The sequence below is a fragment of the Vibrio sp. ZF57 genome (assembly GCF_001691235.1).
GTDB lineage: Bacteria > Pseudomonadota > Gammaproteobacteria > Enterobacterales > Vibrionaceae > Vibrio > Vibrio crassostreae_C.
In genome coordinates, this window is sequence record NZ_MAKD01000075.1 from 135,547 (window position 1) to 160,701 (window position 25,155).

Consider the following 25,155-nt stretch of genomic DNA (forward strand, 5'->3'; position numbering starts at 1 on the left):
CTAGATTGGGCGGTAGATAATAATAGAAAAAGTATGTCACAGGCTGATGGCTGCTGACTCTGTGTCTCAGCCTCTCCCTCTCTTATCCAAATTACTAGCTTGCTAGAACCTTTGACAAGGAGTCACCATGACGCCCGATCTACTCTTTAAATCACTATGGGACGATTACATTCACAGGCTTTGCCCATCGGCTGAGAAAGTTCATCATCTGCTGAAAGAAGACGAAGTCCTGATTAATGATCACATTGCACTGCGAACTTTCAATGTTGCACCGCTGGGTATTGAAACACTGGCTAAGCCTTTCCTTGAATTAGGCTACAAGGCTTGTGGCGACTACTTGTTTGAGAGCAAGAAGTTAGTGGCTAAGCACTACGAGCACCCAGACCCAAACCAACCGAAAGTGTTCATTAGTGAGTTGAAGGTAGAAGAGTGTTCAAGTGACTTACAACAGATCGTTGCGAAGTTGGTTGAGCAAGTAGACGCAAGCAAGCTTCAAGGTCATGAGTTCTTGTTTGGTGGTCGCCTTTGGGATCTGAGCTTCGCGGATTTCCAAGTTCTAGCAAAAGAGAGTGAATACGCGTCTTGGTTAGCGGCTCATGGATATGGTGCAAACCACTTTACGGTGAGTGTGAACCAGCTAAATGAATTTGATGAAGTGCAGGCGGTGAATGACTACCTGAGCGAGTCAGGCTTCACGATCAATGCATCTGGTGGCCAGGTTAAAGGCTCTCCAGAGGTCTTATTAGAGCAATCATCAACAATGGCAGATAAAGTCCCAGTTTCATTTGTTGAGGGCAATGAGATGATTCCTGGAGGCTTCTATGAGTTCGCTAAGCGTTATGCGATGGCTAATGGTGAGCTTTATACCGGTTTTGTGGCAGCATCGGCTGACAAGATCTTCGAAAGCACTAACGGTTAAAGAAAGATACGAGTACGGACTTTACCCTAAAGATGCAGATAGGCTTCGCTTCGAGAGTGTTTGCGCTTCGAAGCTGTAGGTGTTTCATTCGTATTTTCTTTGTAGATCTTTAGAAAACAAAAAAGCCACCAAATTTGCATTTGGTGGCTTTCAAATTTTAGGCTCAGTTAATCGAGATTAACGAGTGCCATATACCACGATAGTTTTACCGTGTGCAGAAATTAGGTTCTGCTCTTCTAGCATCTTCAAGATACGACCAACTGTCTCACGAGAACAACCAACGATCTGGCCAATCTCTTGGCGAGTGATCTTGATTTGCATGCCGTCAGGGTGAGTCATTGCATCTGGTTGTTTTGCTAGGTTTAGTAGCGTTTGTGCGATACGACCAGTTACGTCAAGGAACGCTAAGTCACCAACTTTTTGGCTAGTTACTTGTAGACGGTTTGCCATTTGCGCTGATAGACGCATTAAGATGTCTGGGTTCACTTGGATAAGTTGACGGAATTTCTTGAAAGAAATTTCAGCTACTTCACAAGGAGATTTTGCACGAACCCAAGCTGTACGCTCTTGGTCTTCTTCGAATAAGCCTAGCTCACCGATGAAGTCGCCTTGGTTTAGGTAAGAAAGAATCATTTCCTTACCTTCTTCGTCTTTGATAAGAACTGCCACAGAACCTTTAACAATGTAGTACAAGGTTTCTGCCTTTTCACCAGCATGAATCAAAGTACTTTTTGATGGGTACTTATGAATATGACAGTGTGAAAGGAACCACTCTAATGTTGGATCGGTTTGAGGTTTACCTAGAACCATAATATCTCACTTCCTCTGCAGGGTATGCTTGCCGCTTTCCGTATTTTAGCTAAGCCTGGATTGACTTGTAGGATAAGAGCACTCGTTGAGCGCTGCAAGCTATCTTGTGTTTCGTTTAAGAATAGTATCCTTTTTCAGGTACTATTTCTTGATTTTAATCGTGACCAAGCTACGATTTTTTACGCAAAATTGTGCACATGATCACGGTATGAAAAGTAATCAACCAGAATGGTGCTCTGTTAACCAATTTTTCCGGTTTCGATGAGTTGTTGTAGGATCGGCCTTACAATGAGCTCCATAGCAAAACTCATCTTCCCTCCTGGTACCACAAGCGTGTTGTGGCGAGACATAAATGAGCCATCAATCATAGCTAAAAGGTAAGGGAAATCGACGTTTTTGATGCCGCGCAAACGTATAACAACGAAGCTTTCGTCTAAACTTGGGATCCCTTTAGCGTTGAGAGGGTTTGATGTGTCTACGGTTGGAACACGCTGAAAGTTGATGTGAGTACGCGAAAACTGAGGAGTAATGTAGTTAAGGTAATCATCCATCGAGCGAACAATCGAGTCCATTACTGCTTCACGAGAATGACCACGATCGCGTGTGTCGCGAACGAATTTCTGGATCCATTCTAAGTTGACGATAGGTACCATGCCGATCAGCAAGTCGACGTGTTGAGAAACATTGATATCGCCATCAACCACACCGCCGTGCAGGCCTTCGTAAAACATCACATCTGAATTTTCTGGGATCTCTTGCCATGGCGTAAAGGTGCCTGGCATTTGATTGTAAGGAACGGCTTCATCGAACGTGTGCAGGTAGCTACGTACCTTGCCTGTACCTTCGTTACCGTATTTACGGAAGAACTCTTCTAGCGCACCAAAGTCGTTGGCTTGTGGACCAAAGTAGCTGATGTGCTTACCTTGCTCGCGCGCTTTACGGATCTCGACATCCATCTCTGGACGTGTGAAGCGATGGAAACTATCCCCTTCAACCCAAGCTGCCTTCACGTCCATCATATTGAACATTTTACGGAAGGCTTCTGAGGTAGTGGTGGTGCCGGCTCCAGATGAACCCGTCACCGCAATAATTGGATGTTTAGCGGACATGACAACCCTTGTCTTTTGAGTAACTTACTTGTTAGCAATCGTTTACCACTATAACACGGCTCCTTTATGAGCGCAGCTTAGAAGCGTTTTGTGACTTGAATATCAACGGTTTCATGGAGTTCAGAAAACACGATGCTGACTTCTCCTGAAGCTAATTGATGTTTCACTTGGTCAATCTTGTTTTGCAGTGAAACCTCTACGTCGCCGTAGTCTGTGCCTTCACGCAGCACGAACTCTTTGATGAGGTTTTCCAGTGTCTCTGGCGCAATGTCTTGCCATGGGATGATCATAAATACTTCTCTCTTTTATGTTCATAGATAGGTTTATTGATGTAGAAATATGTGTGCTTAGTAATGTTTTGCTTCTATTTACTAAGGCTCGGTCATTATGCCGAATCTTGGATACTTTCATAGTAGGCAGGCAAGGCTTCTTCTAACCAAAATCTTGGCTTGAGTGTGCTGCCAGTAATAAACCCAACATGTCCGCCTTTTTGGAACAGTCGATAATCGATGTTATCGGGTAGAACGAACTTTGGGATCACATCATCGGTCATGAAAGGGTCGTCTTTGGCATGAATGATCTGCGTCGGTAGTTTAATCTTGTTGAGCTTAGGCAGCGCAGAACATTGCGCATAATAATCTTGGGCATTTTTGAAGCCGTGCAGCGGTGCAGTGATTCGTTCATCAAACTCATACAGTTTGGTGATGTTCTTGATGGCTTCAGCTGTGATGCCAAGTTTTTCCTGTAGCAGGTTAACTTTTTTTAACGCATTCGATTTTAGAGAGTTGAGCAGGTACTTCTTATAAAGCTTGGAGAAACCGCGCTCAATACGACTCGAGCAACACGCTAAGTCAAATGGAGCAGATACGATTGTCGCCGCCGACAGTAATGGGTCGTCCGCATACTCAGCCAAGTAGTTCGCCAGCATGTTTCCGCCTAGAGATATACCAACCGCAACCTTTGGGTTATTGGGAAATTGCGCGTGCAGGTGTCGTAGAAAGAAACGAGCATCTTCTACTTCTCCTGAATGGTACGCGCGAGCCAAGCGATTCGGTTTTCCGCTGCATCCTCTAAAGTGCATCATCACGGATAACCAACCATCTTTAGCAAACGCATTCATCAGTCCATTGGCATAAGGGCTTTCAAAGCTGCCTTCCAAACCGTGGAATAGAACGAAAATGGGCTTATTATTCGCATCTCCTCTGCTTTTATTATCACTATTGGGGCTATCTCCCTTCGGGTCCTCGCTCCATGCAAGGTCGAGGAAATCACCGTCGGGAGTTTCTAAGGTTTGCCATTGAGGATCAAATAACGCCTGCTTTCTAATAAACCGTGGCACTAAGGTTTGTAAGTGCGGATTAGAGAGACCAGCCGCTGCGGTAAATATTGTCATAAAACAGTCCATGCTTCTTTTATGGGCTTTGATAAAGTGTTGAGCTTTTAGTGAAACGCCCATGTTTTTATTTGAGCTTGGTTGATTCTCGGCATAAGCGCAAGAGTTTCACTCATACAGGTTACAAAACAGGTTGTAGGTAACTGGTTGAATAATATCGAGGTTAAGCTCTATATATTGCTAATAATCCGAGCCACCATCGCGTGAACACGAAGAACGATAGTCCCCAATAAGCTTGGATCTTGATCTAACAAAAGGAAAAGGGAATGCCTTAGGGCTGAGGGGCTGGTTCAGAAAAAGCAACATAGAGGTTTTCTGCCCCTAATAATCGACAGTATTGAAAAGCGAGAGGCGCTTGTTGGTTTGCGAAAAGCTGAAGAGAGTTTATGTAGTCGACGAGATCAGATTGTTGTTGTTTCTCTAGTTGTAATTCGAACTGTAAGGCTTCACGGTAGAGTGAATCAACAACGTGTGCTTTGAGATGCTTACGTAGCTCTCGATAACTATGAAGCAGGGTTTCAGAGCGGCTCAAGCACTGTTGAACTTTGTGCCACTCTTCTTCGGCAAAAGACAATTGCTGCTCATCAAGCCATTTGAGAAGCAGCAGTAGATTGACGTTGCCGTGGAACTGGTTTTGCAAAGCTAAGCACGCATCCTTTACACCGCGCACACTGTAATACTGAAGGCTAAATTGCCATAGTCGTTCCAGTGTTAGTGATATTGGGGCGTGCTCTGGGCTCATAAGCTATCCATATCCTGTTCCATCTGCTCAAGCTCTTCTTGAGTGGACATCCAATCCATTTCAACTTCTTCTAGCTGTGACTTACTGCTCGCTTGGAGAGCGAGTACTTTATTCAGTTTAGCCTTATTTTCAGCTTCATACAGTGAAGTGTCGGATAATTCTTGCTCGGCTTCTTCAAGAGCCAACGTTAATTTATCCATCTGCTTTTCAAATTGACTCAGCTTTTTACGAATTGGTGCCGTTAGTTTACGGAACTCTGCTTCTTTACGTTTCTGATCTTTTTTTGCTGCTGCACTGTTGGCGCCGTCTTTTGCTGGTGCCAATGCTTGTGCTTCTTTGCGTTCAACTTTCTGCTGTTCGGTTAGCCACTTGTAGTAATCGCTTAGGTCACCATCAAACGGTGCCACTTGGCGGTCGTGTACCAAATACAAATCATCGGTAGTCGCACGGAGTAGGTAACGGTCATGCGATACGATAACCATTGCGCCTTCAAACGTCTGCAATGCAAACGTCAGCGCCTGACGCATGTCGAGATCCAAGTGGTTGGTTGGTTCATCGAGCAGCAACAGATTCGGTTTTTGCCATACTAGTAGCGCCAGAACTAAACGCGCTTTTTCACCGCCTGAGAAGGGGGCTACTTTATCGAGCGCTTTTTCACCTTGGAAACCGAAGCTACCTAGGTAATCACGCAGTTGTTGCTCTGTGTGTTTAGGGGCAATCTGCATCATGTGTTGCAGCGGTGTTTCTTCTGGGTGCAGCGTCTCTAATTGGTGCTGTGCAAAGTAACCCATCTTAACGCCTTGTGAATAGCTCAGTTCACCACCTTGCTGTTTCAGTTCGCCAGAAAGGAGTTTAATCAGCGTTGACTTACCAGCGCCATTTCGGCCAAGTAGACCAATACGACTGCCCGGTACTAGGTTCAAGCGAATCTTCTCTAGAATCAGGTTGTCATCGTAGCCCGCAGAGACTTCATCCATCATCATGATTGGATTTGGTAGCGCGTCTGGTTCTCTAAACTCAAAGCTGAATGGGTTATCAAATTGAGCGGGCAGCACTTGTTCCATTTTCTCTAATGCTTTGATACGGCTTTGCGCTTGGCGAGCTTTTGAGGCTTTGTAGCGGAAACGGTCAATGTAGCTCTGCATGTGAGACATCTGTTTCTGCTGCTTTTGGTACATCGCTTGTTGCAGAATCAGTTTTTGCGCTCGTTGGGTTTCGAACGATGAGTAGTTACCCGTGTACTCATTGAGCTGTTGGTTTTCAACGTGCACGATGCGGTTGACGATAGGGTCTAAGAAGTCTCTATCGTGCGAGATAAGCACTAGCGTGCCAGGGTAGCTTTGTAACCAACGCTCGAGCCACATTACTGCGTCTAAATCCAAGTGGTTGGTTGGCTCATCGAGTAGCAGTAGGTCACTGCGACACAGTAGGGCTTGCGCTAGGTTTAAACGCATACGCCAACCACCCGAGAACTGGGTTAGGTTCCACGCCATTTGTTCTTGGCTAAAGCCTAGACCGTCTAACAGCTCGGCAGCGCGAGCCTTGATGCTGTAGCCACCAATGGTTTCAATCTTGCCGTGGATCTCTGCGACCAAGGTGCCGTTGTCGGCCTGTTCAGCTTTCTCTAGTTGATCTTCAAGGCCGCGGTATTCACGGTCACCATCAATCACGTATTCAATTGCTGTTCTTTCTAATGCTGGTGTTTCTTGAGCAACCCAAGCCATTTCCCAATGGGCAGGTTTGCTGAATGAGCCTGCATCAATAGACAGTTCGTCCTTAATTAAGGCGAATAGCGTAGATTTACCACAGCCGTTTTTACCAACCAAACCGATCTTGTCGCCAGGGTGAAAAGTCGCAGATGCTTGGTCGAGGAGTGGCTTACCGCCGCGTAGCAATTGAATATCAGAGAAAGTAATCATATAGAGGTAGCATAGAAATTAGAGGTGAACAGACGCCTGCATAGTAGGCTGAATCCAGATAAAAGTCGATCACAATGCAATTTGCGTTATGATGCCAATAACATATTAATAACTTTTATTTAAATTCTAGTGGCCTTGCCACCGTTTAGCCCTTAAAGGAATGTTTCAAAGGAATGAGTATTACTCCCTCGATAGACAAACCCGTGCCAAAGGTATTAGTGATCTATGCGCACCCAGAGCCGCAAACCTCTATCGCTAACCAGATCATGGTTAAAAAGATAGAGTCGCTTGGGAATGTTAAAATCCACGATCTTTATGCCCTCTATCCTGACTTCTTTATTGATGTGCCTTATGAGCATGAACTGCTTCTGCAGTACGATGTGATTGTATTCCAACATCCTTTGTTTATGTACTCATGCCCTTCGTTATTGAAGGAATGGTTTGACCGAGTATTAGGCAAGGGCTTTGCGTTTGGTGAGCAAAGTGCACTTAAGGGTAAGCATTGGCGCAGTGTTATCACCACGGGTGGTAAAGAAGAGGCGTTTGGTGCTGCAGGCTATAATAAGTATCCCTTACAAGAGATCTTGCAACCGTTTGAGCTAACTGCCGCTTTGTGCCAGATGCACTGGATGTCACCTTTAGTTTTACATTGGGCTAGAAATGTCTCGGATATGACGCGTTACCAACACGCTGAAGAATATCGAAATTGGTTGCGAGATCCGCTACAAGATATAGGAGCAGATGATGGCTCTGACTAATGATTTTCTACAAAGTAGCGTTATATTTTTAGCGGCTGCTGTGGTTGCGGTTCCTATCGCACAGCGCGCTGGTTTGGGTTCAGTCCTCGGTTACCTATTAGCAGGTGTGGCAATTGGCCCATGGGGGCTGGGCTTAATCAGTGATGTAGAGGCGATTCTGCACTTCTCCGAATTCGGGGTGGTACTGCTGCTCTTCCTGATTGGTTTAGAGCTTAACCCGAAAAAACTGTGGCAGATGCGAGCCCCCATTCTCGGGTTGGGCGGCGCGCAAGTGCTGATCACCACTCTAATTATTACCGCCATCGCCTGTCTATTTGGATTAACCTGGCAAACCAGTCTCGTGATAGGTATGGGTTTGGCGCTGTCTTCGACTGCGATTGCCTTGCGTGTTATTGAAGAGCGAGAGCTCGGCGGCAAAGAAGCAGGGCAGTCGGGCTTTGCAGTACTGCTTTTCCAAGATATCGCTGTTATTCCAATGCTAGCAATGTTGCCTCTACTTGCGGGTAATACCGGCGGTAGCTGGGCTGACATGCTGTGGATGCTGGGTGGCGTGATTGGCCTACTGGTCGGTGGCCACTTCTTGTTGAGACCACTTTTCCGATACGTAGTGATGAGTGGTGTGCGTGAGTTATTCACCGTCGCGGCGCTGTTACTTGTGATTGGTATTGCTGTGATCATGCAACGGATTGGCTTGTCGATGGCATTAGGTACCTTCCTAGCGGGCGTACTTCTGGCTGAAAGTGAATACCGACACGAGCTTGAAATTGCGATTGACCCATTCAAAGGGTTACTGCTCGGCCTGTTCTTTATCTCGGTTGGCATGGCGGTAAACCTAGGTCTACTGGCAGAAAGCCCATTCGCAATACTTATTGCAGTGTCGTCGCTAGTCGTATTGAAAGGTTTGGTGCTGTATGCGCTGGCTCGTATCTTCGGCACTCAAGCTAAAGCACGTAGCCGAATGGCGATGATTCTTAGCCAAGGTGGTGAGTTTGCTTTCGTTATTTTTACCGCGGCGAGTGCGCAGGGCATCTTAAGTGGCGAACAGGTGTCGTTCTTACTGGTAGTAGTGAGCCTGTCTATGGTGACCACGCCACTAATGCTTAAGCTGCAAGATAAGTTCTTTGCTCGTCAACTGAACCAAATCAGCGAAAGTGCGATGTCTTCGGATGTGGTTGATCGCAGCCCTCGAGTGATCATTGCTGGCTTTGGTCGCTTCGGTCAGATCATAGGTCGCTTGATGTACGCTAATAAGATTCGTATTACCGTTCTTGAGAGTGATGCCAGCCAAATCCATATCCTTAGAAAGTTTGGCTACAAAGTCTTTTACGGAGACTCGACTCACCTAGAGCTATTACGCGCAGCCGGTGCTGATAAAGCAGAGGCGATTGTGTTGTGTACTGACTCCCCTGATGAAATCATGAAAACCGTCGATTTATGTAAGCAGCACTTCCCACGCTTAAAGATCTTGGCGCGTGCACGAAGCCGTGTTGAAGCGTATCAACTACTTAACCACGGTGTGAGTAACTATTCGCGTGAAACCTTCCTTGGAGCATTGGATTTAGGTCGTCAAACATTGACTGAACTTGGCATGCATCCATATAAAGCGAAGCGAGCAGAAGCACACTTTAGAAAGTTGGATAATGGTATGCTGAAAGAGTTGCTGCCTCAGCATAACGAAGATGCCGAGTTAGCCCAAAGAGCGAAAGAGGCTCGTAAAGAACTTGAAGAGATCTTTGGACACGAGATGGAAAACGATCACCAATCTCGAAACTATTGGCAGTAGCTTGAAGTGATAACTCATGCTTGAGCTTAGAAATAGAGCTTGGGCATAGAAATAACAGACTATAGAACTAACCTAATAATAAACGCGGTCTCTGCTTAACTTATCAATAAAGTGAGTGGGAAGAACCGCGAATCCAGAGTAGTAAAGGATATGAACGTGAAACAGAAAAAACGCTTTATCGCAGGGGCAAGCTGCCCAAGTTGCAGTACTCAAGACACACTCCGTTGGTGGATTGAAAATAATATCGAGCTGGTGGAATGTGTCGATTGTGACTTCACAGAACAGCGTAAACCGAAAACTGTAGAGAAATCTGAACACGCGAATCAAGAAATGATCGGTATTTTTAAGCCAGAATGATTGAGTTTCGTTAATTGATCCCCATAATATCCCGGTACAGAATTTTTCCTAAGCTCAACTGTTCGAGCTTAGTCCAAACCTCCTTGGAGCTCTCATGAAAATTGAAAAGAACGTAGTAGTTAGTGTTGCATATCAAGTGAAACTTGAAGATGGCGTAGTAGTTGACCAATCAACTGCAGAAGCTCCACTAGATTACCTTCACGGTCACAACAACCTAATTACAGGTCTTGAAAAAGAGCTTGAAGGCAAAGTAGCTGGCGACAAGTTCTCAGCAACGGTTACTCCAGAAGACGCTTACGGCGAGCACAACGATGACTTAGTTCAACGTGTTCCTGCAGACGTATTCCAAGGTGTTGAGCAAATCGAAGTTGGCATGCGTTTCCTAGCTGATACTGACCAAGGTCCAATCCCAGTTGAAGTTACTGAAGTAGATGGCGACGAAGTTGTTGTTGATGGTAACCACATGCTAGCTGGCCAAACTCTAACGTTTGACGTTGAAGTTGTAGCGGTTCGTGAAGCGACTGAAGAAGAAGTTCAACACGGTCACGTACACCAAGAAGGCGGCTGTGGCGGTCACGACCACGATCATGACCACGAAGGCGGTTGCTGTGGTGGCGAAGGCCATGACCACGGTGAAGAGAAAAAAGACGGCTGCTGCGGCGGCGGTAGCTGTGGTTCTCACTAATACCGAATTAACGGTTTAGTTTAAGAATCTTGAAAGCCTCCCTTGTGGAGGCTTTTTGCGTTTAGGAGTCTCGCTTTTTGACCTCGCTTTTCTCTACCAAACTAAGTGTCCGCAAATCTAAGCATTCGTAAAAGTTTGGTTTTCGTTATCAGACATCGAACCATGGATGTGGTATTGATAGCACAACATTATAAGACGACGTCAGTGGAGAGTTTGTATGTCACAGCCTTTTTCAATTGCCATTCATGGTGGTGCAGGAACCATCTTGCGCGAGCAAATGAGCTATGAATTAAAAGCGGGTATTACCGAGGCTTTGGAAAAATCGGTTTTGGCTGGTTATCAAATATTGCAATCGGGTGGTGATGCTCTGGATGCGGTAGTGGCATCGGTTAAGGTGATGGAAGACAGCCCGCACTTTAATGCCGGTAGGGGCTCTGTTTTAACGCATGATGAATTTGTTGAGATGGACGCTTCTGTGATGCATGGCCGCGAAATGGATGCAGGTGCTATTGCAGGCGTTCGCCATATCAAAAACCCAATTGAGCTTGCACGTGATGTGATGCGGAAAAGCGACCATGTGTTGCTGATTGGTGAAGGTGCCGAGAAGTTTGCGTTTGAGCATGACTACACCTTTACCGAGCAAGACTACTTCTTTACTGAGCGCCGCTATGACCAACTTCAGTCGATGAAAGAGAAAGGCATCTTTGCTCTGTCTGAAGCGAAATATGATCAGCAGCAAGCTGAGAAATACCCTGACGATAAAAAGTACGGCACGGTTGGTGCGGTCGCATTAGACCAAGCGGGTAACTTAGCGGCAGCAACCAGTACCGGTGGCGTGACCAATAAGAAATACGGTCGTGTGGGTGACTCTCCGATCATTGGTGCAGGAACCATCGCTGAAAATGGCAATGTTGCCGTCTCAACAACCGGGATGGGTGAGTTCTTCCTACGTAAAATGGTCGCCAGTGATGTCGCAGCACGAATGCGTTATCTGAAAGAAGATGTGCACACCGCTTGTGAAACGATCATTCAAGGTGAATTGAAAACCATGGGTGGAGAAGGTGGCTTGATCGCTATCGATGGCCAAGGCGATATACATTTTGGTATGAACAGCTCAGGAATGTATCGTGCAAGCGTTGATACTCAAGGTCGTGTTGAAGTGAAGATTTATGCCGACGACTAAGTTGGTATCGGCTTAATTGGCTTTAGCTTATTCACTGAGATGAAATAAACAAAAGGGCGACAGATAAGTATCTGTCGCCCTCTTAGTTTTCTATGTCCCGTCCTGAAATGTGTTTACACATTGAGGACGAGAAACTAACGATATGCGTCGTTAGATTTAATTGGTTATTTTGAACCGCACTTAATAGTGTGGAGGTGGCGTCTCTTCTGATGCGTCAGCTAGATTAGAGCCATCCATATTTTTTACTTTGCCAACCACGAACTTCATCTGATCTTGCATTCTCGTGATTAACATTTGTTGTTGGCTAAGCGCTTCATTGAGTTCTTCAATGGTCTGTTCTTGGAAAGCTAGCTGACACTCTAGGTCATTTACGCGGCTTTCTAGTTGTTCAACTCGCTTTTCTGTCATCGTTCTTAATCCACATTCCAAGCTTGGGCAATGCCCGCAGAGGTGCCCGATATCACACGGTTCTTATCATCAAAGGCTGCATCATACACTACCGCACGAGGAGGGCGAGCATCTTTTAATGGCTCAGCATCGTGGCGAGAAATTCGCTTGCCATCCTGAGTATTCCACACACTCACTTGGCTGGATGGTGTGCCCGTCACCAACATACTGCCGTCATCAGAAAAACGCGCACTCGAGAAAATCAACTGTCGAGACCAGCTTTGCAATTGCGCTTGAGGTTCGCCCGTTTCAAGATCCCAAATCATCGCTTGATTGCCGCCATCAGAGGTAAAAGCCAGTTCACCATCGCGTTGTAGCGCGACTCGTACTACTCTTTGTTCATGCTCAAAGGTGCGCAACACCAAGCCTGACTCGGTATCCCAAAGGTAAGCTTTGTAGTCGTTGCCGCCTGATAATGCGTAGCGGCCATTAGAAGAGAGGGAGACTGAATTCACTTTTTCTCGGTGAGCAAGGAACTCCAGACGGCGTCCGGTGACTAAGTCCACATAGATGGCTTTTCCATTAGAAAGGCCAAGCAGTACTTTTTCACCATTGCTAGAGATATCGACATCGCGAATCAAGCCGTCGGAGATAGACCAGAGCCCTTGTGCTTGAGTCCAAGATAAGTCCCAAACGGCGAAGTTCATCTGGCTAGCGGTAATGGCAAAACGGCCATTGTCCGAGATACGGATACGCGATACTTGGTTTTCTAACTGGTCTTGTGGACCAAGCCGAGCCAACTCTTGGTCTTCGGCGAGGTCCCAAAGGAGCAGTTGCTTTTGCTGAGAGTAGAGCAGGGCGAAGCGTCCATCTCTGCTGAGTGCAAAGCTGGTGGCACCATTGGGCTCAATTTCCCAACGCTGCTCATCATCTTGGAAGAAAAAGCAACCATTTAACAAGGTGATGACAATTGTACATAGCAATGAGTGGAAAAATATTCGCATCACATCTAATAATCCGGTTTGTGTCGAAAGACATATGACTAGTATATTGTTATAACTAACGTATTCACACCAATCTAATCATTAGATTTGTGCACAATAACCAATGGCTTGGCCATTAATTGGAGAATTCAATGAAATCAGTTTTAAAAGTATCACTGCTTGCCGCAACGGTTATGCTAGCAGTTGGTTGTCAGAAAGAAGAACCAAAGGCAGAAGCTCCACAGGTAGAAGAAGTTAAAGTTGAAGCAGTAAACTTTAAAACAGAAGATGACAAAGCGGCTTACGCAATCGGTGTATCTTTCGCTAACTACCTAAGCACAAGCATTGATAAGCCAAGCGAGCTAGGTATCAACCTAGACAAAGATATGGTTCTTCAAGGTATCGAAGACGTATTCGCAGAGAAAACAGCACTTAACGAAGAAGAAACTCGCGCAGCTCTTGAAGCTCTAGACAAGCGTGTTGCTGAAACGATGCAAGCACAAGCGGCAGAAAAATCTGCAGAAGTGAAGAAAGCCGGTGATGACTTCCGCGCTGAGTTCGCTAAAACTGAAGGCGTTAAGCAAACTGAATCTGGTCTACTTTACCAAGTAATGACTCCTGGTGAAGGCGCTTCTCCAAAAGACACTGATACCGTTCAAGTACACTACAAAGGTACGCTAACAGACGGTACTCAGTTCGACAGCTCTTACGATCGTGGCGAACCAGCAACATTCCCACTAAACCGCGTAATCCCAGGCTGGACTGAAGGCGTACAACTGATGCAAGTTGGTTCTAAGTACAAGTTCGTTATCCCGCCAGAGCTAGCATACGGTGAGCAAGACACACCGACTATCCCAGCTAACTCAACGCTAGTATTCGAAGTAGAACTACTAAACATCGATAACGCTGAAGCAGCTCCTGCACAGTAATATCGGTTAAAAGCCTCGTACTAAAATACGTTGATTGAATAAAAAGCCTAACTTTGAGTTAGGCTTTTTTTATGATTTGAAGATGAGTATTTGATTTTTAAACTTGTTCTAAATCACTAGTTGCAATGTTAGCTAGGTGTGCAATTAAAATTTTCTGATAAACTTACATAAATTTGTTGATTTTTCACACGAAGGTAAGGAATAAGTGACTACTACAGAAACAGTCAATGCAGATGTGTTACTTGAAATGGAATCAGTCCACGTTATGCCATTCAGTGAACACGATAAAATCATTCTAAGATCTTATGAGGCCGTTGTTGACGGTATTGCGAGCCTTATTGGTCCGTTTTGTGAAATCGTTTTGCACTCTTTAGAAGACCTCAATACTTCTGCGATTAAAATTGCCAACGGCGAAAATACAGGTCGTCAGGTTGGCTCGCCGATTACCGATCTTGCATTGAAGATGCTAAAAGATATTGAAGGTTCTAAGCGTAACTTCTCACGTTCATACTTCACTCGCGCTAAAGGCGGAGTGTTGATGAAGTCGATCACGGTTGCTATCCGCAACGGTGAAGACCGAGTGATTGGCCTACTGTGTATTAACGTGAATCTAGACGCGCCATTCTCACAAGTGCTGCAATCGTTCATGCCTACACAAGACGCAGACGAAGCCGCATCATCGGTTAACTTCGCTAGTGACGTTGAAGAACTTGTCGACCAAACGGTTGAACGCACCATTGAAGAAATTAACGCTGACAAATCGGTATCGAACAATACTAAGAACCGTCAGATCGTGATGGAGCTGTACGACAAAGGTATTTTCGATATTAAAGACGCGATCAACCGCGTTGCTGAGCGACTGAACATCTCTAAGCACACCGTGTACCTATACATCCGCCAACGTAAAACAGAGGATGAAGAGGGTTGCTAAGCTATACACTCCTAGTGAATGGGCCAGTCTATGGCTCACAGTCAGCAAGAAGTGCCTACCAGTTTGCCGTGGCTCTGATTAAACAGGGCCACAAACTTCACAGTGTGTTCTTCTATCAAGATGGCGTGAGTAACGGCTCAGACCTTACCGTACCGGCTAACGATGAATTTGATTTAGCTTCTGCTTGGCAAAAGCTGGCTGATGAACACGATGTTAGCCTTGAAACCTGTGTGGCAGCTGCGCTAAGACGCGGAGTGATTAGCTCTGAAGAAGCAGAGCAACATCAACTAAGTGCCTCTAACCTAGCCACTGGATTTACTCAAGCCGGATTAGGGAGCTTATCGGAAGCGCTACTAACGCAAGATAGGGTTGTGCAGTTTTGAGAAAGTTAGCCTTTATATTTAACAGTTTCCCTCATACGACCGCTGCGGGTAGAGAAGGGTTAGACGCCCTGCTTGCTGCGTCCGCATATAGTGAAGACATTGCCGTGTTCTTTGTTGGCGATGGCGTGACACAGCTTCTCAAAGCGCAGCAGCCCGACGAAACACTATCGCGTGACTACATCTCTGCATTCAAACTTATGGACCTGTACGACATCGAACAGGTGTATGTGTGTCAGCGTAGTCTGAGTCAGTTTGGTCTTTCAGCAGACAACCTGCTGATCGATGTGACCACCGTTGAAGCCGACGAGTTAACGCAGAAGTTAGCTCAGTGCCAACAGATACTGACTTTCTAGGGGACGCTATGCTTCATATTGTAAAATCAGTCGACAAACTTAAACTCGCATTGACCTATTCTCAGCCACAAGATCAGTATCTTTTGGTGGAAGATGCGGTGTATGTTTGCCTTCCCAATCATGAGTTATTCACTCAAATCTGCGCAGTAGAGCAGGTGTCGGTGTTAAAACCAGATCTCGATAGCCGAGGTTTACAACTACTTGTCTCAAGTACCATTGATCAAGTTGACTTCGATGGCTTCGTTAAACTGACGGTTTTGAACGACAAATCAGTCACTTGGTAGCTGTGTTTTATCAGTTTGGTTAAAAGTAGACCATCCTGAGCTCTAGACGGCTAAAAAAGATCTGTATATTTCTTGACACACCTCCCACTGCTGAATAGAATTTTGCGTCCCTAATTACGACTTGTGATTAGGGATAGATTTTTCACAAAGCTTACTTTCAAGTAAATTTCAGGAGCTAGTTAATGGCAACTATTAACCAGTTGGTTCGCAAACCTCGTGTAAAGCAAGTTGTTAAAAGCAACGTGCCTGCACTAGAAGCGTGCCCACAAAAACGTGGTGTATGTACTCGTGTTTACACTACTACACCTAAAAAACCTAACTCGGCACTACGTAAAGTATGTCGTGTACGTCTAACTAACGGTTTCGAAGTAACTTCGTACATCGGCGGTGAAGGCCACAACCTACAAGAGCACAGTGTTGTACTAATCCGTGGCGGTCGTGTAAAAGACCTTCCGGGTGTTCGTTACCACACTGTTCGCGGCGCACTTGACTGTGCTGGCGTTAACGACCGTAAACAAGGTCGTTCTAAGTACGGTGTGAAACGTCCTAAGTCTTAATTGATTCTCTTTTTTAAAAAGAAATCGTTAAGTAAGGCCAAACACTATTTTATTTATTATTCTGAAAAGTTTTGGAAAAAACCTGAAGAAGACAACGGAGAATATCCATGCCACGTCGTCGCGTAATAGGTCAGCGTAAGATCCTTCCAGATCCTAAGTTCAAATCTGAATTGCTGGCAAAATTCGTTAACATCCTTATGGTTGACGGAAAGAAATCTACTGCAGAAAAAATCGTTTACACTGCACTAGATTCAATGGCTGAGAAGTCTGGTAAAGACCACTTAGCTGTATTTGAAGAAGCTCTTGAAAATGTTCGCCCAGCGGTAGAAGTTAAATCTCGCCGTGTAGGTGGTTCAACTTACCAAGTACCTGTAGAAGTTCGTCCGGTTCGCCGTAACGCTCTTGCTATGCGTTGGGTAGTTGAAGCTGCGCGTAAGCGTGGTGAAAAATCTATGGCTCAACGCCTAGCTGCTGAAATGCTAGACGCGTCTGAGAACAAAGGTACTGCGGTTAAGAAACGTGAAGACGTTCACCGCATGGCTGACGCAAACAAAGCGTTCGCACATTACCGTTGGTAATACCTTTTTAGTGCTGCAAGGTTCCTTGCAGCACTTCTTTAGTTCCTATGCTTATGCTAGGAACTATTGCTATTTCTAGGGCAAGCAATTTTTAGCGAAGCATCGCTTTTAAGGCATAATCTAGACATAGCAATAGTCCCTAAGTCTCTAATAAGAGGATTCAACCGTGGCTCGTAAAACTCCTATAGAGCAATACCGTAATATCGGTATCGTTGCTCACGTAGATGCAGGTAAAACAACCACAAGTGAACGTATTCTGTTCTATACCGGTCTTTCTCACAAAATCGGCGAAGTTCACGATGGTGCAGCAACCATGGACTGGATGGAGCAAGAGCAAGAGCGCGGTATTACGATCACTTCAGCAGCAACCACTACGTTTTGGCGTGGTATGGAAGCTCAGTTCTCGGACCACCGTATCAACATCATCGACACTCCTGGACACGTTGACTTCACAATCGAAGTAGAACGTTCTTTGCGTGTACTTGATGGTGCAGTTGTTGTGTTCTGTGGCTCATCTGGTGTTGAACCTCAGTCAGAGACAGTATGGCGTCAAGCTGATAAGTACCAAGTTCCACGTATGGTTTTCGTTAATAAAATGGACCGTACCGGCGCAGACTTCTTGCGCGTAGTTGAACAGATCAAGGATCGCTTAGGCGCAACTCCTGTTCCAATTCAACTGAACATTGGTGCTGAAGAAAACTTCCAAGGCGTTGTCGATCTTATCAAGATGAAGGCAATTAACTGGAACGAAGCTGACCAAGGCATGACTTTCACATACGAAGATATTCCTGCAGACATGCAAGAAATGGCTGAAGAATATCGTACAGAACTTGTTGAAGCTGCTGCAGAAGCAAATGAAGAGCTGATGGATAAGTACCTTGAAGAAGGTGAACTAACAGAAGCTGAAATCAAACAAGGTCTTCGTACTCGTACCCTTAATAATGAAATTGTACTTGCTACTTGTGGTAGTGCATTCAAAAACAAAGGTGTACAAGCTGTTCTAGATGCAGTTGTTGATTTCCTTCCTTCTCCAGTCGATGTGCCTGCAATTAAAGGTATCGATGAAGACGAGAATGAAGCAGAGCGTCACGCGGACGACAAAGAACCGTTCTCAGCGCTAGCATTTAAGATCGCAACAGACCCATTTGTTGGTACTCTTACCTTCATCCGTGTTTACTCTGGTGTTGTAGAAAGCGGTAAAACTGCTTACAACTCTGTGAAGAAACAACGTGAACGCTTAGGTCGCATTGTTCAAATGCACTCAAACAAGCGTGAAGAAGTAAAAGAAGTACGAGCAGGTGACATCGCAGCCATCATTGGTCTGAAAGATGTAACTACTGGTGAAACCCTTTGTGACCAGAACCATAAGATTGTTCTTGAGCGCATGGAGTTCCCAGACCCAGTTATTCAGATCGTTGTAGAGCCAAGCTCTCAAGCTGATCAAGATAAAATGACTATCGCTCTAGGTAAACTAGCAGCGGAAGACCCATCGTTCCGCGTTGATATGGATGCGGAAACTGGCCAGACTCTGATTTCTGGTATGGGTGAACTACACTTAGATATCATCGTTGACCGTATGAAGCGCGAATTTAGCGTGAACTGCAACGTTGGTAACCCGCAAGTGGCTTACCGTGAGACTATTCGTGGTACAGCGAAAGCGGAAGGTAAATTTATCCGTGAACATGGTGGTAAAGGTCAGTACGGTCACGTATGGCTGAAACTAGAACCATCAGAAGCTGGCGAAGGCTTTGTCTTTGTGGATGAAATTGCCAATGGTATCGTACCGAAAGAGTTTATCGCTTCAGTTGCTAAAGGCGTTGAAGAGCAGATGAACAATGGTGTGCTTGCTGGCTATCCAGTTTTGGATATCAAAGCTACACTATATGATGGTTCTTACCATGAAACAGATTCAAGTGAGATGGCGTTTACAATCGCTGCCTCTATGGCTTTCAGAGCGGGTGCACTTGAAGCGCAACCGGTTCTGCTTGAGCCTATGATGAAAGTTGAAGTAACTACTCCAGAAGACTGGATGGGTGACGTTGTTGGCGATATTAACCGTCGTCGCGGCATCATCGAAGGTATGGACGAGGGGACAGCTGGCCTGAAGATAATTCGTGCACAAGTTCCGTTGTCTGTCATGTTCGGTTACGCAACTGATTTACGTTCTGCGACACAAGGTCGTGCTTCTTACTCTATGGAGTTTAGTGAGTACGCTGAAGTGCCTAACAATGTTGCAAAAGCAATCATTGCAGAGCGTGGTTAAACAAAAGGAAGGCATTTTTTTTCATTTTTTGAAAGAACAATGCGTCCAAATATTGCGCTAACGAGAGTTGGCGCATAAAATAGCAATTTCTGGCGCGTCTCGCTCAATAATGAACGTGGCGAATCATAACTAGGAAGGAACACGATTGTGTCTAAAGAAAAATTTGAACGTACGAAACCGCACGTAAACGTTGGTACTATCGGCCACGTTGACCACGGTAAAACAACTCTAACTGCTGCTATCTGTACTACTCTTGCAAAAGTATACGGCGGTGTTGCTAAAGATTTCGCATCTATCGATAACGCTCCAGAAGAGCGTGAGCGCGGTATCACAATCGCAACTTCTCACGTTGAGTACGACACTCCAGCACGTCACTACGCACACGTAGACTGTCCAGGACACGCGGATTATGTTAAAAACATGATCACTGGTGCTGCACAAATGGACGGCGGTATCCTAGTTGTTGCTGCGACTGACGGCCCTATGCCTCAAACTCGTGAGCACATCCTACTTGGTCGTCAAGTTGGTATCCCTTACATCATCGTATTCATGAACAAATGTGACATGGTTGATGACGAAGAGCTACTTGAGCTAGTTGAGATGGAAGTTCGTGAACTTCTTTCTGAATACGACTTCCCAGGTGATGACCTACCAGTTATCCAAGGTTCTGCACTTGGCGCACTAAACGGCGAGAAGCAGTGGGAAGACAAGATCGTTGAGCTTGCAGAAGCACTAGATTCTTACATTCCTGAGCCAGAGCGTGCAGTTGACCAACCGTTCCTACTACCAATTGAAGATGTATTCTCAATTCAAGGTCGTGGTACTGTTGTAACTGGTCGTATCGAGCGCGGTATCCTACGTGTAGGTGACGAAGTAGAAATCGTTGGTATCAAAGAGACTACTCTTACTACTTGTACTGGTGTTGAAATGTTCCGTAAACTGCTTGACGAAGGTCGTGCAGGTGAGAACGTTGGTGCACTTCTACGTGGTACTAAGCGTGATGACGTTGAACGTGGTCAAGTACTTTCTGCGAAAGGTTCTATCAACCCACACACTAAGTTTGAGTCTGAAGTATACGTACTTTCTAAAGACGAAGGCGGCCGTCACACTCCTTTCTTCAAAGGTTACCGTCCACAGTTCTACTTCCGTACAACTGACGTAACAGGCGACATCACTCTACCAGAAGGCGTAGAAATGGTAATGCCAGGTGACAACGTTCAAATGACTGTTGAGCTAATCGCTCCAATCGCAATGGACGAAGGTCTACGTTTCGCAATCCGCGAAGGTGGCCGTACAGTTGGTGCTGGTGTTGTAGCTAAAATCTTCGCTTAATAGCATTTAGATTTTTGCACTCTCTTCATTAGAAGAGCACGCATCTGAAAAGGGGAGCTTCGGCTTCCCTTTTGTTTTCTCAAAAGAAATATTACCTTCCATCTATCTTCTTCCCTCTCGATACAAAACCAACTTCCAATAAATTGCGATTATTTTTCCAACACTACTTGCATACTAAAGTGTGATCTGTATAATGCATCGCACTGGCTAACGCTGGTTGTGAACCAATGAGCACTGAGGAGTAGGTCTTACCTAGTAATGTATACTCAGCTTATGTTCGCGGTTAATAAAAATAGTAAACTTCTTGTTTACTTCAAAAGTTAACTGACAATGCGTCCTAATTTTGGGTGCTACGGTTTCACATAAATCAATCGGCATTCTCTCGTTTTATCGGGTTTGAGTGGCGATATTGTTTGTGTAATTTTTAATAATTGGAGCTCTGTCTCATGCAGAACCAACGTATTCGTATCCGCCTTAAAGCGTTTGATTACAAGCTAATCGATGCTTCAACTGCGGAAATCGTTGAAACAGCAAAACGTACTGGCGCACAGGTTCGTGGTCCTATTCCACTTCCTACTCGTAAAGAGCGTTTCACTGTTCTTACCTCTCCACACGTCAACAAAGATGCACGTGATCAGTACGAAATCCGTACTCACAAGCGTTTGATCGACATCGTTGAGCCAACAGATAAAACTGTTGATGCTCTAATGCGTCTTGATCTTGCAGCTGGCGTTGATGTTCAAATCAGCCTAGGTTAAGGGAGATAAGAATAATGATTGGTCTAGTCGGACGTAAAGTGGGTATGACCCGCGTATTTACTGAAGAAGGCGTTTCTATCCCAGTAACTGTTGTTGAGGTTGAAGCGAACCGTATTTCTCAAGTTAAAACTCTTGAGACAGACGGCTACGCAGCAATCCAAGTAACTACTGGTGCTAAGAAAGCTAACCGTGTAACTAAACCTGAAGCTGGTCACTTCGCGAAAGCGGGTGTAGAAGCAGGTCGCGGTCTTTGGGAATTCCGTTTAGAAAACGGCGAAGAGTTTGAAGTTGGCGCTGAGCTAAACGTAGAACTTTTCAACGAAATTAAAAAAGTAGACGTTACTGGTACATCTAAAGGTAAAGGCTTCCAAGGCGCTATCAAGCGTTGGAACTTCTCTACTCAAGATATGACTCACGGTAACTCTTTGTCTCACCGCGCACCGGGTTCAATTGGCCAATGTCAAACTCCAGGCCGCGTGTTTAAAGGCAAGAAAATGGCAGGTCACATGGGTGCTGAGCGTGTAACGACTCAAAACCTAGAGATCGTACGTGTTGACGCTGAGCGCAATCTACTCCTTATTAAAGGTGCAGTACCGGGCTCAACAGGCGGAAACGTGATCGTAAAACCTGCTGTTAAAGCATAACGTCTAGGAGTAAGTAATGGAATTGATGGTTAAAGGTGCTGATGCACTAACTGTTTCCGAGACTACTTTCGGACGTGACTTCAACGAAGCTCTTGTACACCAAGTAGTTGTTGCATATGCAGCAGGTGCTCGTCAAGGTACTCGTGCTCAAAAGACTCGTTCTGAAGTATCTGGCGGTGGCGCTAAGCCATGGCGTCAAAAAGGTACTGGCCGCGCACGTGCTGGTACAATTCGTAGCCCAATCTGGCGTACAGGTGGTGTTACTTTTGCTGCGAAACCACAAGATCACAGCCAAAAAGTAAACAAAAAAATGTACCGCGGTGCTATGAAGAGCATTCTTTCTGAGCTAGTTCGTCAAGAGCGTTTAATCGTTGTTGATAACTTCTCTGTAGAAGCACCAAAAACAAAAGAACTTGTAGCTAAGCTTAAAGAGCTTGAGCTAAGCGACGTTCTGATTGTGACTGGCGAAGTAGATGAAAATCTATTCTTAGCTGCTCGTAACCTATACAAAGTAGATGCACGTGATGTTGCTGGTGTTGATCCAGTATCACTAATCGCTTTCGACAAGGTTCTAATGACTGCTGACGCAGTTAAGCAAGTTGAGGAGATGCTAGCATGATCACTGAAGAGCGTATCTTAAAAGTTCTACGTGCTCCGCACATCTCTGAAAAAGCAACTATGGCAGCTGAGAAAGCGAACACTATCGTTTTCAAAGTAGCTAAAGATGCAACTAAGAAAGAGATCAAAGCAGCTGTAGAAAAGCTATTTGAAGTTGAAGTTAAGTCTGTAAATACTCTTGTATTAAAGGGTAAGACCAAACGTCAAGGTATGCGTGAAGGCCGTCGTTCAGACGTTAAGAAAGCCTACGTTACTTTGAAAGAAGGTCAAGATCTTGACTTCGTTGGCGGCGCGGAATAACAGGAGTAGTAAAAATGGCTATTGTTAAATGTAAGCCGACTTCCCCTGGTCGTCGTCACGTCGTTAAAGTTGTTAACGCTGACCTACACAAGGGTAAGCCATACGCACCACTTCTAGAGAAAAACTCTAAGAACGGTGGTCGTAACAACAACGGTCGTATTACAGTACGTCACATCGGTGGTGGTCATAAGCACCATTACCGTGTAATTGACTTCAAACGTACTAAAGATGGCATCCCAGCGAAAGTTGAGCGTCTAGAATACGATCCAAACCGTAGTGCTAACATCGCTCTAGTTCTGTACGCAGACGGTGAGCGTCGTTACATCATTGCACCTAAAGGTGTTAACGCAGGCGACCAGATTCAATCTGGCGTAGATGCTGCAATCAAAGCAGGTAACACTCTGCCGATGCGCAACATCCCAGTAGGTTCTACTGTACACTGTGTTGAACTTAAGCCTGGTAAAGGTGCTCAACTAGCTCGTTCGGCTGGTGCTTATGCTCAAATCATCGCTCGCGATGGTGCATACGTAACTATCCGTCTACGTTCTGGTGAGATGCGCAAAGTTCTTTCTGAAGGTCGTGCAACGATCGGTGAAGTTGGTAACTCTGAGCATATGCTACGTGAACTTGGTAAAGCTGGTGCTTCACGCTGGCGCGGCGTACGTCCAACCGTACGTGGTGTAGTAATGAACCCGGTGGATCACCCACATGGTGGTGGTGAAGGCCGCACATCTGGTGGTCGTCACCCAGTTTCTCCTTGGGGCGTTCCTACTAAGGGCTTCAAGACTCGTAAGAACAAGCGCACTGACAAGTACATCGTACGTCGTCGCACTAAATAATTTATAAAGAGGAATCGCCATGCCACGTTCTCTCAAGAAAGGTCCTTTTATTGACCTACACTTGCTGAAGAAGGTAGAGAAAGCGGTGGAAAGCGGAGACAAAAAGCCTATTAAGACTTGGTCCCGTCGCTCAATGATCATCCCAACAATGATTGGTTTGACCATCGCTGTCCATAATGGTCGTCAGCACGTTCCAGTTTTCGTTACCGAAGAAATGATCGGTCACAAACTGGGCGAATTTGCACCAACTCGTACTTATCGCGGTCATGCTGCAGATAAGAAAGCTAAGAAGAAATAAGGAGTAGATGATGGAAGCTTTAGCTAAACATAACTTTGCTCGTATTTCTCCACAGAAAGCTCGCTTAGTTGCAGACCAAATTCGCGGTAAGTCGGTAGACCAAGCTCTAGAAATTCTAACTTTCAGCAACAAAAAAGCTGCTGTATTAGTTAAGAAGGTTCTTGAGTCAGCTATCGCTAACGCGGAACATAACGAAGGTGCAGATATCGACGATCTAAATGTCGCTAAAATCTTCGTAGATGAGGGCCCTATCATGAAGCGTATTATGCCTCGTGCTAAAGGTCGTGCGGATCGTATCTTGAAGCGTTCAAGCCACATCACTATTGTTGTAGCAGATCGCTAAAGACTAGGAGAGTAAGCAATGGGTCAGAAAGTACATCCTAATGGTATTCGTCTTGGCATCGTTAAGCCTTGGAATGCTACATGGTTTGCTAATACCAACGAATTCGCTGACAACCTAGACGGCGACTTCAAGGTACGTCAGTTCCTTACAAAGGAACTACAAAAAGCATCATTATCTCGTATCGTTATCGAGCGTCCAGCTAAGAGCATCCGTGTGACTATTCACACTGCTCGTCCTGGCGTTGTTATCGGTAAGAAAGGTGAAGACGTAGAGAAGCTACGCGCAGCTGTAGCTAAAATCGCAGGTGTACCAGCGCAAATTAACATCGCTGAAGTACGTAAGCCTGAGCTAGATGGTCAGCTTGTAGCTGATAGCATCGCGTCTCAACTAGAGCGTCGTGTTATGTTCCGTCGTGCAATGAAGCGTGCGGTACAAAATGCTATGCGTCTAGGCGCTAAAGGCATCAAAGTACAAGTAGGCGGCCGTCTTGGCGGTGCTGAAATCGCACGTTCTGAGTGGTACCGTGAAGGCCGTGTGCCTCTACACACTCTACGTGCAGACATTGATTACGCAACTTCTTCGGCTCACACTCAATACGGTGTGATCGGCATTAAAGTTTGGATCTTCAAAGGTGAGATTCTAGGCGGTATGCCAGCTGCTAACGCAGTAGAGCCAAAAGGCGATAAGCCTAAGAAGCAGCGTAAAGGCCGTAAGTAA

General features: G+C 45.4%; 31 protein-coding genes. 23 read left to right on the forward strand and 8 right to left on the reverse strand.

What is annotated here, in order from left to right:
- The first annotated feature begins 127 nt into the window (after window positions 1-127).
- Window positions 128-919 (forward strand): DUF1338 domain-containing protein, encoded by a 792-nt coding sequence (locus A6D97_RS09975; RefSeq protein WP_065584300.1) that lies wholly within the window; start codon window positions 128-130, stop codon window positions 917-919.
- 177 nt (window positions 920-1,096) lie between these two features.
- Here the strand turns inward: A6D97_RS09975 and crp are convergent, their stop codons facing one another.
- The 6 genes from crp to A6D97_RS10005 form a co-directional block, all read right to left on the reverse strand.
- The gene (gene crp / locus A6D97_RS09980) at window positions 1,097-1,729 is read right to left on the reverse strand and encodes a cAMP-activated global transcriptional regulator CRP (RefSeq protein ID WP_004729651.1); all 633 of its coding nucleotides are present in this window, start codon (window positions 1,727-1,729) and stop codon (window positions 1,097-1,099) included.
- 239 nt (window positions 1,730-1,968) lie between these two features.
- Window positions 1,969-2,838 carry a phosphoribulokinase gene (locus A6D97_RS09985; protein ID WP_010435210.1) on the reverse strand — a complete coding sequence of 290 codons (870 nt, stop codon included), beginning with the start codon at window positions 2,836-2,838 and terminating at the stop codon, window positions 1,969-1,971.
- 77 nt (window positions 2,839-2,915) lie between these two features.
- The gene (locus A6D97_RS09990; protein ID WP_010435208.1) at window positions 2,916-3,128 is read right to left on the reverse strand and encodes a YheU family protein; all 213 of its coding nucleotides are present in this window, start codon (window positions 3,126-3,128) and stop codon (window positions 2,916-2,918) included.
- Between the two features lie 95 nt (window positions 3,129-3,223).
- Window positions 3,224-4,231: a hydrolase gene (locus A6D97_RS09995; RefSeq protein ID WP_065584301.1), complete on the reverse strand. Its 1,008-nt coding sequence runs from the start codon at window positions 4,229-4,231 to the stop codon at window positions 3,224-3,226.
- Window positions 4,232-4,502: 271 nt separating this feature from the next.
- On the reverse strand, window positions 4,503-4,973 hold the full coding sequence (locus A6D97_RS10000; protein ID WP_010435202.1) for a TIGR02444 family protein: 471 nt from the start codon (window positions 4,971-4,973) through the stop codon (window positions 4,503-4,505).
- Window positions 4,970-6,892: an ABC transporter ATP-binding protein gene (locus tag A6D97_RS10005; protein WP_065584302.1), complete on the reverse strand. Its 1,923-nt coding sequence runs from the start codon at window positions 6,890-6,892 to the stop codon at window positions 4,970-4,972. The genes A6D97_RS10000 and A6D97_RS10005 overlap by 4 nt, the downstream gene beginning before the upstream one ends.
- Window positions 6,893-7,065: 173 nt before the next feature.
- Here A6D97_RS10005 and kefG point away from each other — a divergent pair, with 173 nt between their 5' ends.
- From kefG to A6D97_RS10030, 5 genes are all read left to right on the forward strand, one after another.
- Window positions 7,066-7,650 carry a glutathione-regulated potassium-efflux system ancillary protein KefG gene (gene kefG / locus A6D97_RS10010; protein ID WP_065584303.1) on the forward strand — a complete coding sequence of 195 codons (585 nt, stop codon included), beginning with the start codon at window positions 7,066-7,068 and terminating at the stop codon, window positions 7,648-7,650.
- Complete coding sequence (gene kefB, locus A6D97_RS10015) at window positions 7,637-9,433, forward strand: glutathione-regulated potassium-efflux system protein KefB (RefSeq protein ID WP_065584304.1); 1,797 nt, start codon at window positions 7,637-7,639, stop codon at window positions 9,431-9,433. Before kefG ends, kefB begins: the two co-directional genes overlap by 14 nt.
- A gap of 156 nt (window positions 9,434-9,589) precedes the next feature.
- Window positions 9,590-9,790, forward strand: a complete 201-nt coding sequence (locus A6D97_RS10020) for a YheV family putative zinc ribbon protein (protein ID WP_019825339.1) — start codon at window positions 9,590-9,592, stop codon at window positions 9,788-9,790.
- A 94-nt stretch (window positions 9,791-9,884) separates the two neighbouring features.
- Window positions 9,885-10,475 (forward strand): peptidylprolyl isomerase, encoded by a 591-nt coding sequence (gene slyD / locus A6D97_RS10025; RefSeq protein WP_017063705.1) that lies wholly within the window; start codon window positions 9,885-9,887, stop codon window positions 10,473-10,475.
- A gap of 217 nt (window positions 10,476-10,692) precedes the next feature.
- Window positions 10,693-11,658: an isoaspartyl peptidase/L-asparaginase gene (locus A6D97_RS10030; RefSeq protein WP_017066209.1), complete on the forward strand. Its 966-nt coding sequence runs from the start codon at window positions 10,693-10,695 to the stop codon at window positions 11,656-11,658.
- A 180-nt stretch (window positions 11,659-11,838) separates the two neighbouring features.
- On the opposite strand, the gene A6D97_RS10035 is transcribed toward A6D97_RS10030, so the two are convergent.
- The gene (locus A6D97_RS10035; protein ID WP_009848930.1) at window positions 11,839-12,066 is read right to left on the reverse strand and encodes a SlyX family protein; all 228 of its coding nucleotides are present in this window, start codon (window positions 12,064-12,066) and stop codon (window positions 11,839-11,841) included.
- A 5-nt stretch (window positions 12,067-12,071) separates the two neighbouring features.
- Window positions 12,072-13,049 (reverse strand): PQQ-binding-like beta-propeller repeat protein, encoded by a 978-nt coding sequence (locus A6D97_RS10040; RefSeq protein ID WP_017066210.1) that lies wholly within the window; start codon window positions 13,047-13,049, stop codon window positions 12,072-12,074.
- A gap of 131 nt (window positions 13,050-13,180) precedes the next feature.
- Here A6D97_RS10040 and fkpA point away from each other — a divergent pair, with 131 nt between their 5' ends.
- From fkpA to rpsC, 17 genes are all read left to right on the forward strand, one after another.
- Window positions 13,181-13,957 carry an FKBP-type peptidyl-prolyl cis-trans isomerase gene (fkpA, locus tag A6D97_RS10045; protein ID WP_017066211.1) on the forward strand — a complete coding sequence of 259 codons (777 nt, stop codon included), beginning with the start codon at window positions 13,181-13,183 and terminating at the stop codon, window positions 13,955-13,957.
- 205 nt (window positions 13,958-14,162) lie between these two features.
- On the forward strand, window positions 14,163-14,888 hold the full coding sequence (locus A6D97_RS10050; protein ID WP_004729851.1) for a transcriptional regulator: 726 nt from the start codon (window positions 14,163-14,165) through the stop codon (window positions 14,886-14,888).
- Window positions 14,882-15,271 (forward strand): sulfurtransferase complex subunit TusD, encoded by a 390-nt coding sequence (gene tusD, locus A6D97_RS10055; RefSeq protein ID WP_017063709.1) that lies wholly within the window; start codon window positions 14,882-14,884, stop codon window positions 15,269-15,271. Before A6D97_RS10050 ends, tusD begins: the two co-directional genes overlap by 7 nt.
- Window positions 15,268-15,624, forward strand: coding sequence for a sulfurtransferase complex subunit TusC (tusC, locus tag A6D97_RS10060; protein ID WP_017063710.1), 357 nt, complete (start codon window positions 15,268-15,270; stop codon window positions 15,622-15,624). Before tusD ends, tusC begins: the two co-directional genes overlap by 4 nt.
- An 8-nt stretch (window positions 15,625-15,632) precedes the next feature.
- Window positions 15,633-15,908 carry a sulfurtransferase complex subunit TusB gene (tusB, locus tag A6D97_RS10065; protein ID WP_017063711.1) on the forward strand — a complete coding sequence of 92 codons (276 nt, stop codon included), beginning with the start codon at window positions 15,633-15,635 and terminating at the stop codon, window positions 15,906-15,908.
- Window positions 15,909-16,090: 182 nt separating this feature from the next.
- Window positions 16,091-16,465, forward strand: a complete 375-nt coding sequence (gene rpsL, locus A6D97_RS10070) for a 30S ribosomal protein S12 (RefSeq protein WP_004737194.1) — start codon at window positions 16,091-16,093, stop codon at window positions 16,463-16,465.
- A 107-nt stretch (window positions 16,466-16,572) separates the two neighbouring features.
- Window positions 16,573-17,043, forward strand: coding sequence for a 30S ribosomal protein S7 (gene rpsG / locus A6D97_RS10075; RefSeq protein WP_010435163.1), 471 nt, complete (start codon window positions 16,573-16,575; stop codon window positions 17,041-17,043).
- 166 nt (window positions 17,044-17,209) lie between these two features.
- Window positions 17,210-19,306, forward strand: coding sequence for an elongation factor G (gene fusA / locus A6D97_RS10080; protein WP_065584305.1), 2,097 nt, complete (start codon window positions 17,210-17,212; stop codon window positions 19,304-19,306).
- 147 nt (window positions 19,307-19,453) lie between these two features.
- The gene (gene tuf / locus A6D97_RS10085; protein WP_010435158.1) at window positions 19,454-20,638 is read left to right on the forward strand and encodes an elongation factor Tu; all 1,185 of its coding nucleotides are present in this window, start codon (window positions 19,454-19,456) and stop codon (window positions 20,636-20,638) included.
- A 446-nt stretch (window positions 20,639-21,084) separates the two neighbouring features.
- Window positions 21,085-21,396 (forward strand): 30S ribosomal protein S10, encoded by a 312-nt coding sequence (rpsJ, locus tag A6D97_RS10090; protein WP_004736761.1) that lies wholly within the window; start codon window positions 21,085-21,087, stop codon window positions 21,394-21,396.
- Window positions 21,397-21,410: 14 nt separating this feature from the next.
- Complete coding sequence (gene rplC, locus A6D97_RS10095) at window positions 21,411-22,040, forward strand: 50S ribosomal protein L3 (RefSeq protein WP_004736763.1); 630 nt, start codon at window positions 21,411-21,413, stop codon at window positions 22,038-22,040.
- 16 nt (window positions 22,041-22,056) lie between these two features.
- A complete protein-coding gene (gene rplD / locus A6D97_RS10100) occupies window positions 22,057-22,659 on the forward strand; it encodes a 50S ribosomal protein L4 (protein WP_004738803.1) in 603 nt (200 codons plus the stop codon).
- Window positions 22,656-22,958, forward strand: a complete 303-nt coding sequence (gene rplW, locus A6D97_RS10105; protein ID WP_004736765.1) for a 50S ribosomal protein L23 — start codon at window positions 22,656-22,658, stop codon at window positions 22,956-22,958. The genes rplD and rplW overlap by 4 nt, the downstream gene beginning before the upstream one ends.
- 14 nt (window positions 22,959-22,972) lie before the next feature.
- On the forward strand, window positions 22,973-23,797 hold the full coding sequence (rplB, locus tag A6D97_RS10110; RefSeq protein WP_010435149.1) for a 50S ribosomal protein L2: 825 nt from the start codon (window positions 22,973-22,975) through the stop codon (window positions 23,795-23,797).
- 19 nt (window positions 23,798-23,816) lie between these two features.
- On the forward strand, window positions 23,817-24,095 hold the full coding sequence (gene rpsS / locus A6D97_RS10115; RefSeq protein ID WP_004736729.1) for a 30S ribosomal protein S19: 279 nt from the start codon (window positions 23,817-23,819) through the stop codon (window positions 24,093-24,095).
- A 10-nt stretch (window positions 24,096-24,105) separates the two neighbouring features.
- Window positions 24,106-24,438 (forward strand): 50S ribosomal protein L22, encoded by a 333-nt coding sequence (gene rplV, locus A6D97_RS10120; RefSeq protein WP_004736732.1) that lies wholly within the window; start codon window positions 24,106-24,108, stop codon window positions 24,436-24,438.
- An 18-nt stretch (window positions 24,439-24,456) separates the two neighbouring features.
- Complete coding sequence (gene rpsC / locus A6D97_RS10125) at window positions 24,457-25,155, forward strand: 30S ribosomal protein S3 (protein ID WP_004736734.1); 699 nt, start codon at window positions 24,457-24,459, stop codon at window positions 25,153-25,155.

What these genes read in the sequence shown, in the direction of transcription:
- A6D97_RS09975 (WP_065584300.1), top strand. Translation starts at nt 128, where the DNA reads ATGACGCCCGATCTACTCTTTAAATCACTATGGGACGATTACATTCAC.
- A6D97_RS10040 (WP_017066210.1), bottom strand. Translation starts at nt 13,049, where the DNA reads ATGCGAATATTTTTCCACTCATTGCTATGTACAATTGTCATCACCTTG.
- kefB (WP_065584304.1), top strand. Translation starts at nt 7,637, where the DNA reads ATGGCTCTGACTAATGATTTTCTACAAAGTAGCGTTATATTTTTAGCG.
- A6D97_RS10035 (WP_009848930.1), bottom strand. Translation starts at nt 12,066, where the DNA reads ATGACAGAAAAGCGAGTTGAACAACTAGAAAGCCGCGTAAATGACCTA.
- tusB (WP_017063711.1), top strand. Translation starts at nt 15,633, where the DNA reads ATGCTTCATATTGTAAAATCAGTCGACAAACTTAAACTCGCATTGACC.
- kefG (WP_065584303.1), top strand. Translation starts at nt 7,066, where the DNA reads ATGAGTATTACTCCCTCGATAGACAAACCCGTGCCAAAGGTATTAGTG.
- rpsC (WP_004736734.1), top strand. Translation starts at nt 24,457, where the DNA reads ATGGGTCAGAAAGTACATCCTAATGGTATTCGTCTTGGCATCGTTAAG.
- rpsS (WP_004736729.1), top strand. Translation starts at nt 23,817, where the DNA reads ATGCCACGTTCTCTCAAGAAAGGTCCTTTTATTGACCTACACTTGCTG.
- A6D97_RS09990 (WP_010435208.1), bottom strand. Translation starts at nt 3,128, where the DNA reads ATGATCATCCCATGGCAAGACATTGCGCCAGAGACACTGGAAAACCTC.
- A6D97_RS10030 (WP_017066209.1), top strand. Translation starts at nt 10,693, where the DNA reads ATGTCACAGCCTTTTTCAATTGCCATTCATGGTGGTGCAGGAACCATC.
- rplB (WP_010435149.1), top strand. Translation starts at nt 22,973, where the DNA reads ATGGCTATTGTTAAATGTAAGCCGACTTCCCCTGGTCGTCGTCACGTC.
- crp (WP_004729651.1), bottom strand. Translation starts at nt 1,729, where the DNA reads ATGGTTCTAGGTAAACCTCAAACCGATCCAACATTAGAGTGGTTCCTT.
- rplV (WP_004736732.1), top strand. Translation starts at nt 24,106, where the DNA reads ATGGAAGCTTTAGCTAAACATAACTTTGCTCGTATTTCTCCACAGAAA.
- A6D97_RS10000 (WP_010435202.1), bottom strand. Translation starts at nt 4,973, where the DNA reads ATGAGCCCAGAGCACGCCCCAATATCACTAACACTGGAACGACTATGG.
- fkpA (WP_017066211.1), top strand. Translation starts at nt 13,181, where the DNA reads ATGAAATCAGTTTTAAAAGTATCACTGCTTGCCGCAACGGTTATGCTA.
- rplW (WP_004736765.1), top strand. Translation starts at nt 22,656, where the DNA reads ATGATCACTGAAGAGCGTATCTTAAAAGTTCTACGTGCTCCGCACATC.
- A6D97_RS10005 (WP_065584302.1), bottom strand. Translation starts at nt 6,892, where the DNA reads ATGATTACTTTCTCTGATATTCAATTGCTACGCGGCGGTAAGCCACTC.
- rplD (WP_004738803.1), top strand. Translation starts at nt 22,057, where the DNA reads ATGGAATTGATGGTTAAAGGTGCTGATGCACTAACTGTTTCCGAGACT.
- A6D97_RS09995 (WP_065584301.1), bottom strand. Translation starts at nt 4,231, where the DNA reads ATGACAATATTTACCGCAGCGGCTGGTCTCTCTAATCCGCACTTACAA.
- rpsL (WP_004737194.1), top strand. Translation starts at nt 16,091, where the DNA reads ATGGCAACTATTAACCAGTTGGTTCGCAAACCTCGTGTAAAGCAAGTT.
- rpsJ (WP_004736761.1), top strand. Translation starts at nt 21,085, where the DNA reads ATGCAGAACCAACGTATTCGTATCCGCCTTAAAGCGTTTGATTACAAG.
- A6D97_RS09985 (WP_010435210.1), bottom strand. Translation starts at nt 2,838, where the DNA reads ATGTCCGCTAAACATCCAATTATTGCGGTGACGGGTTCATCTGGAGCC.
- slyD (WP_017063705.1), top strand. Translation starts at nt 9,885, where the DNA reads ATGAAAATTGAAAAGAACGTAGTAGTTAGTGTTGCATATCAAGTGAAA.
- rplC (WP_004736763.1), top strand. Translation starts at nt 21,411, where the DNA reads ATGATTGGTCTAGTCGGACGTAAAGTGGGTATGACCCGCGTATTTACT.
- rpsG (WP_010435163.1), top strand. Translation starts at nt 16,573, where the DNA reads ATGCCACGTCGTCGCGTAATAGGTCAGCGTAAGATCCTTCCAGATCCT.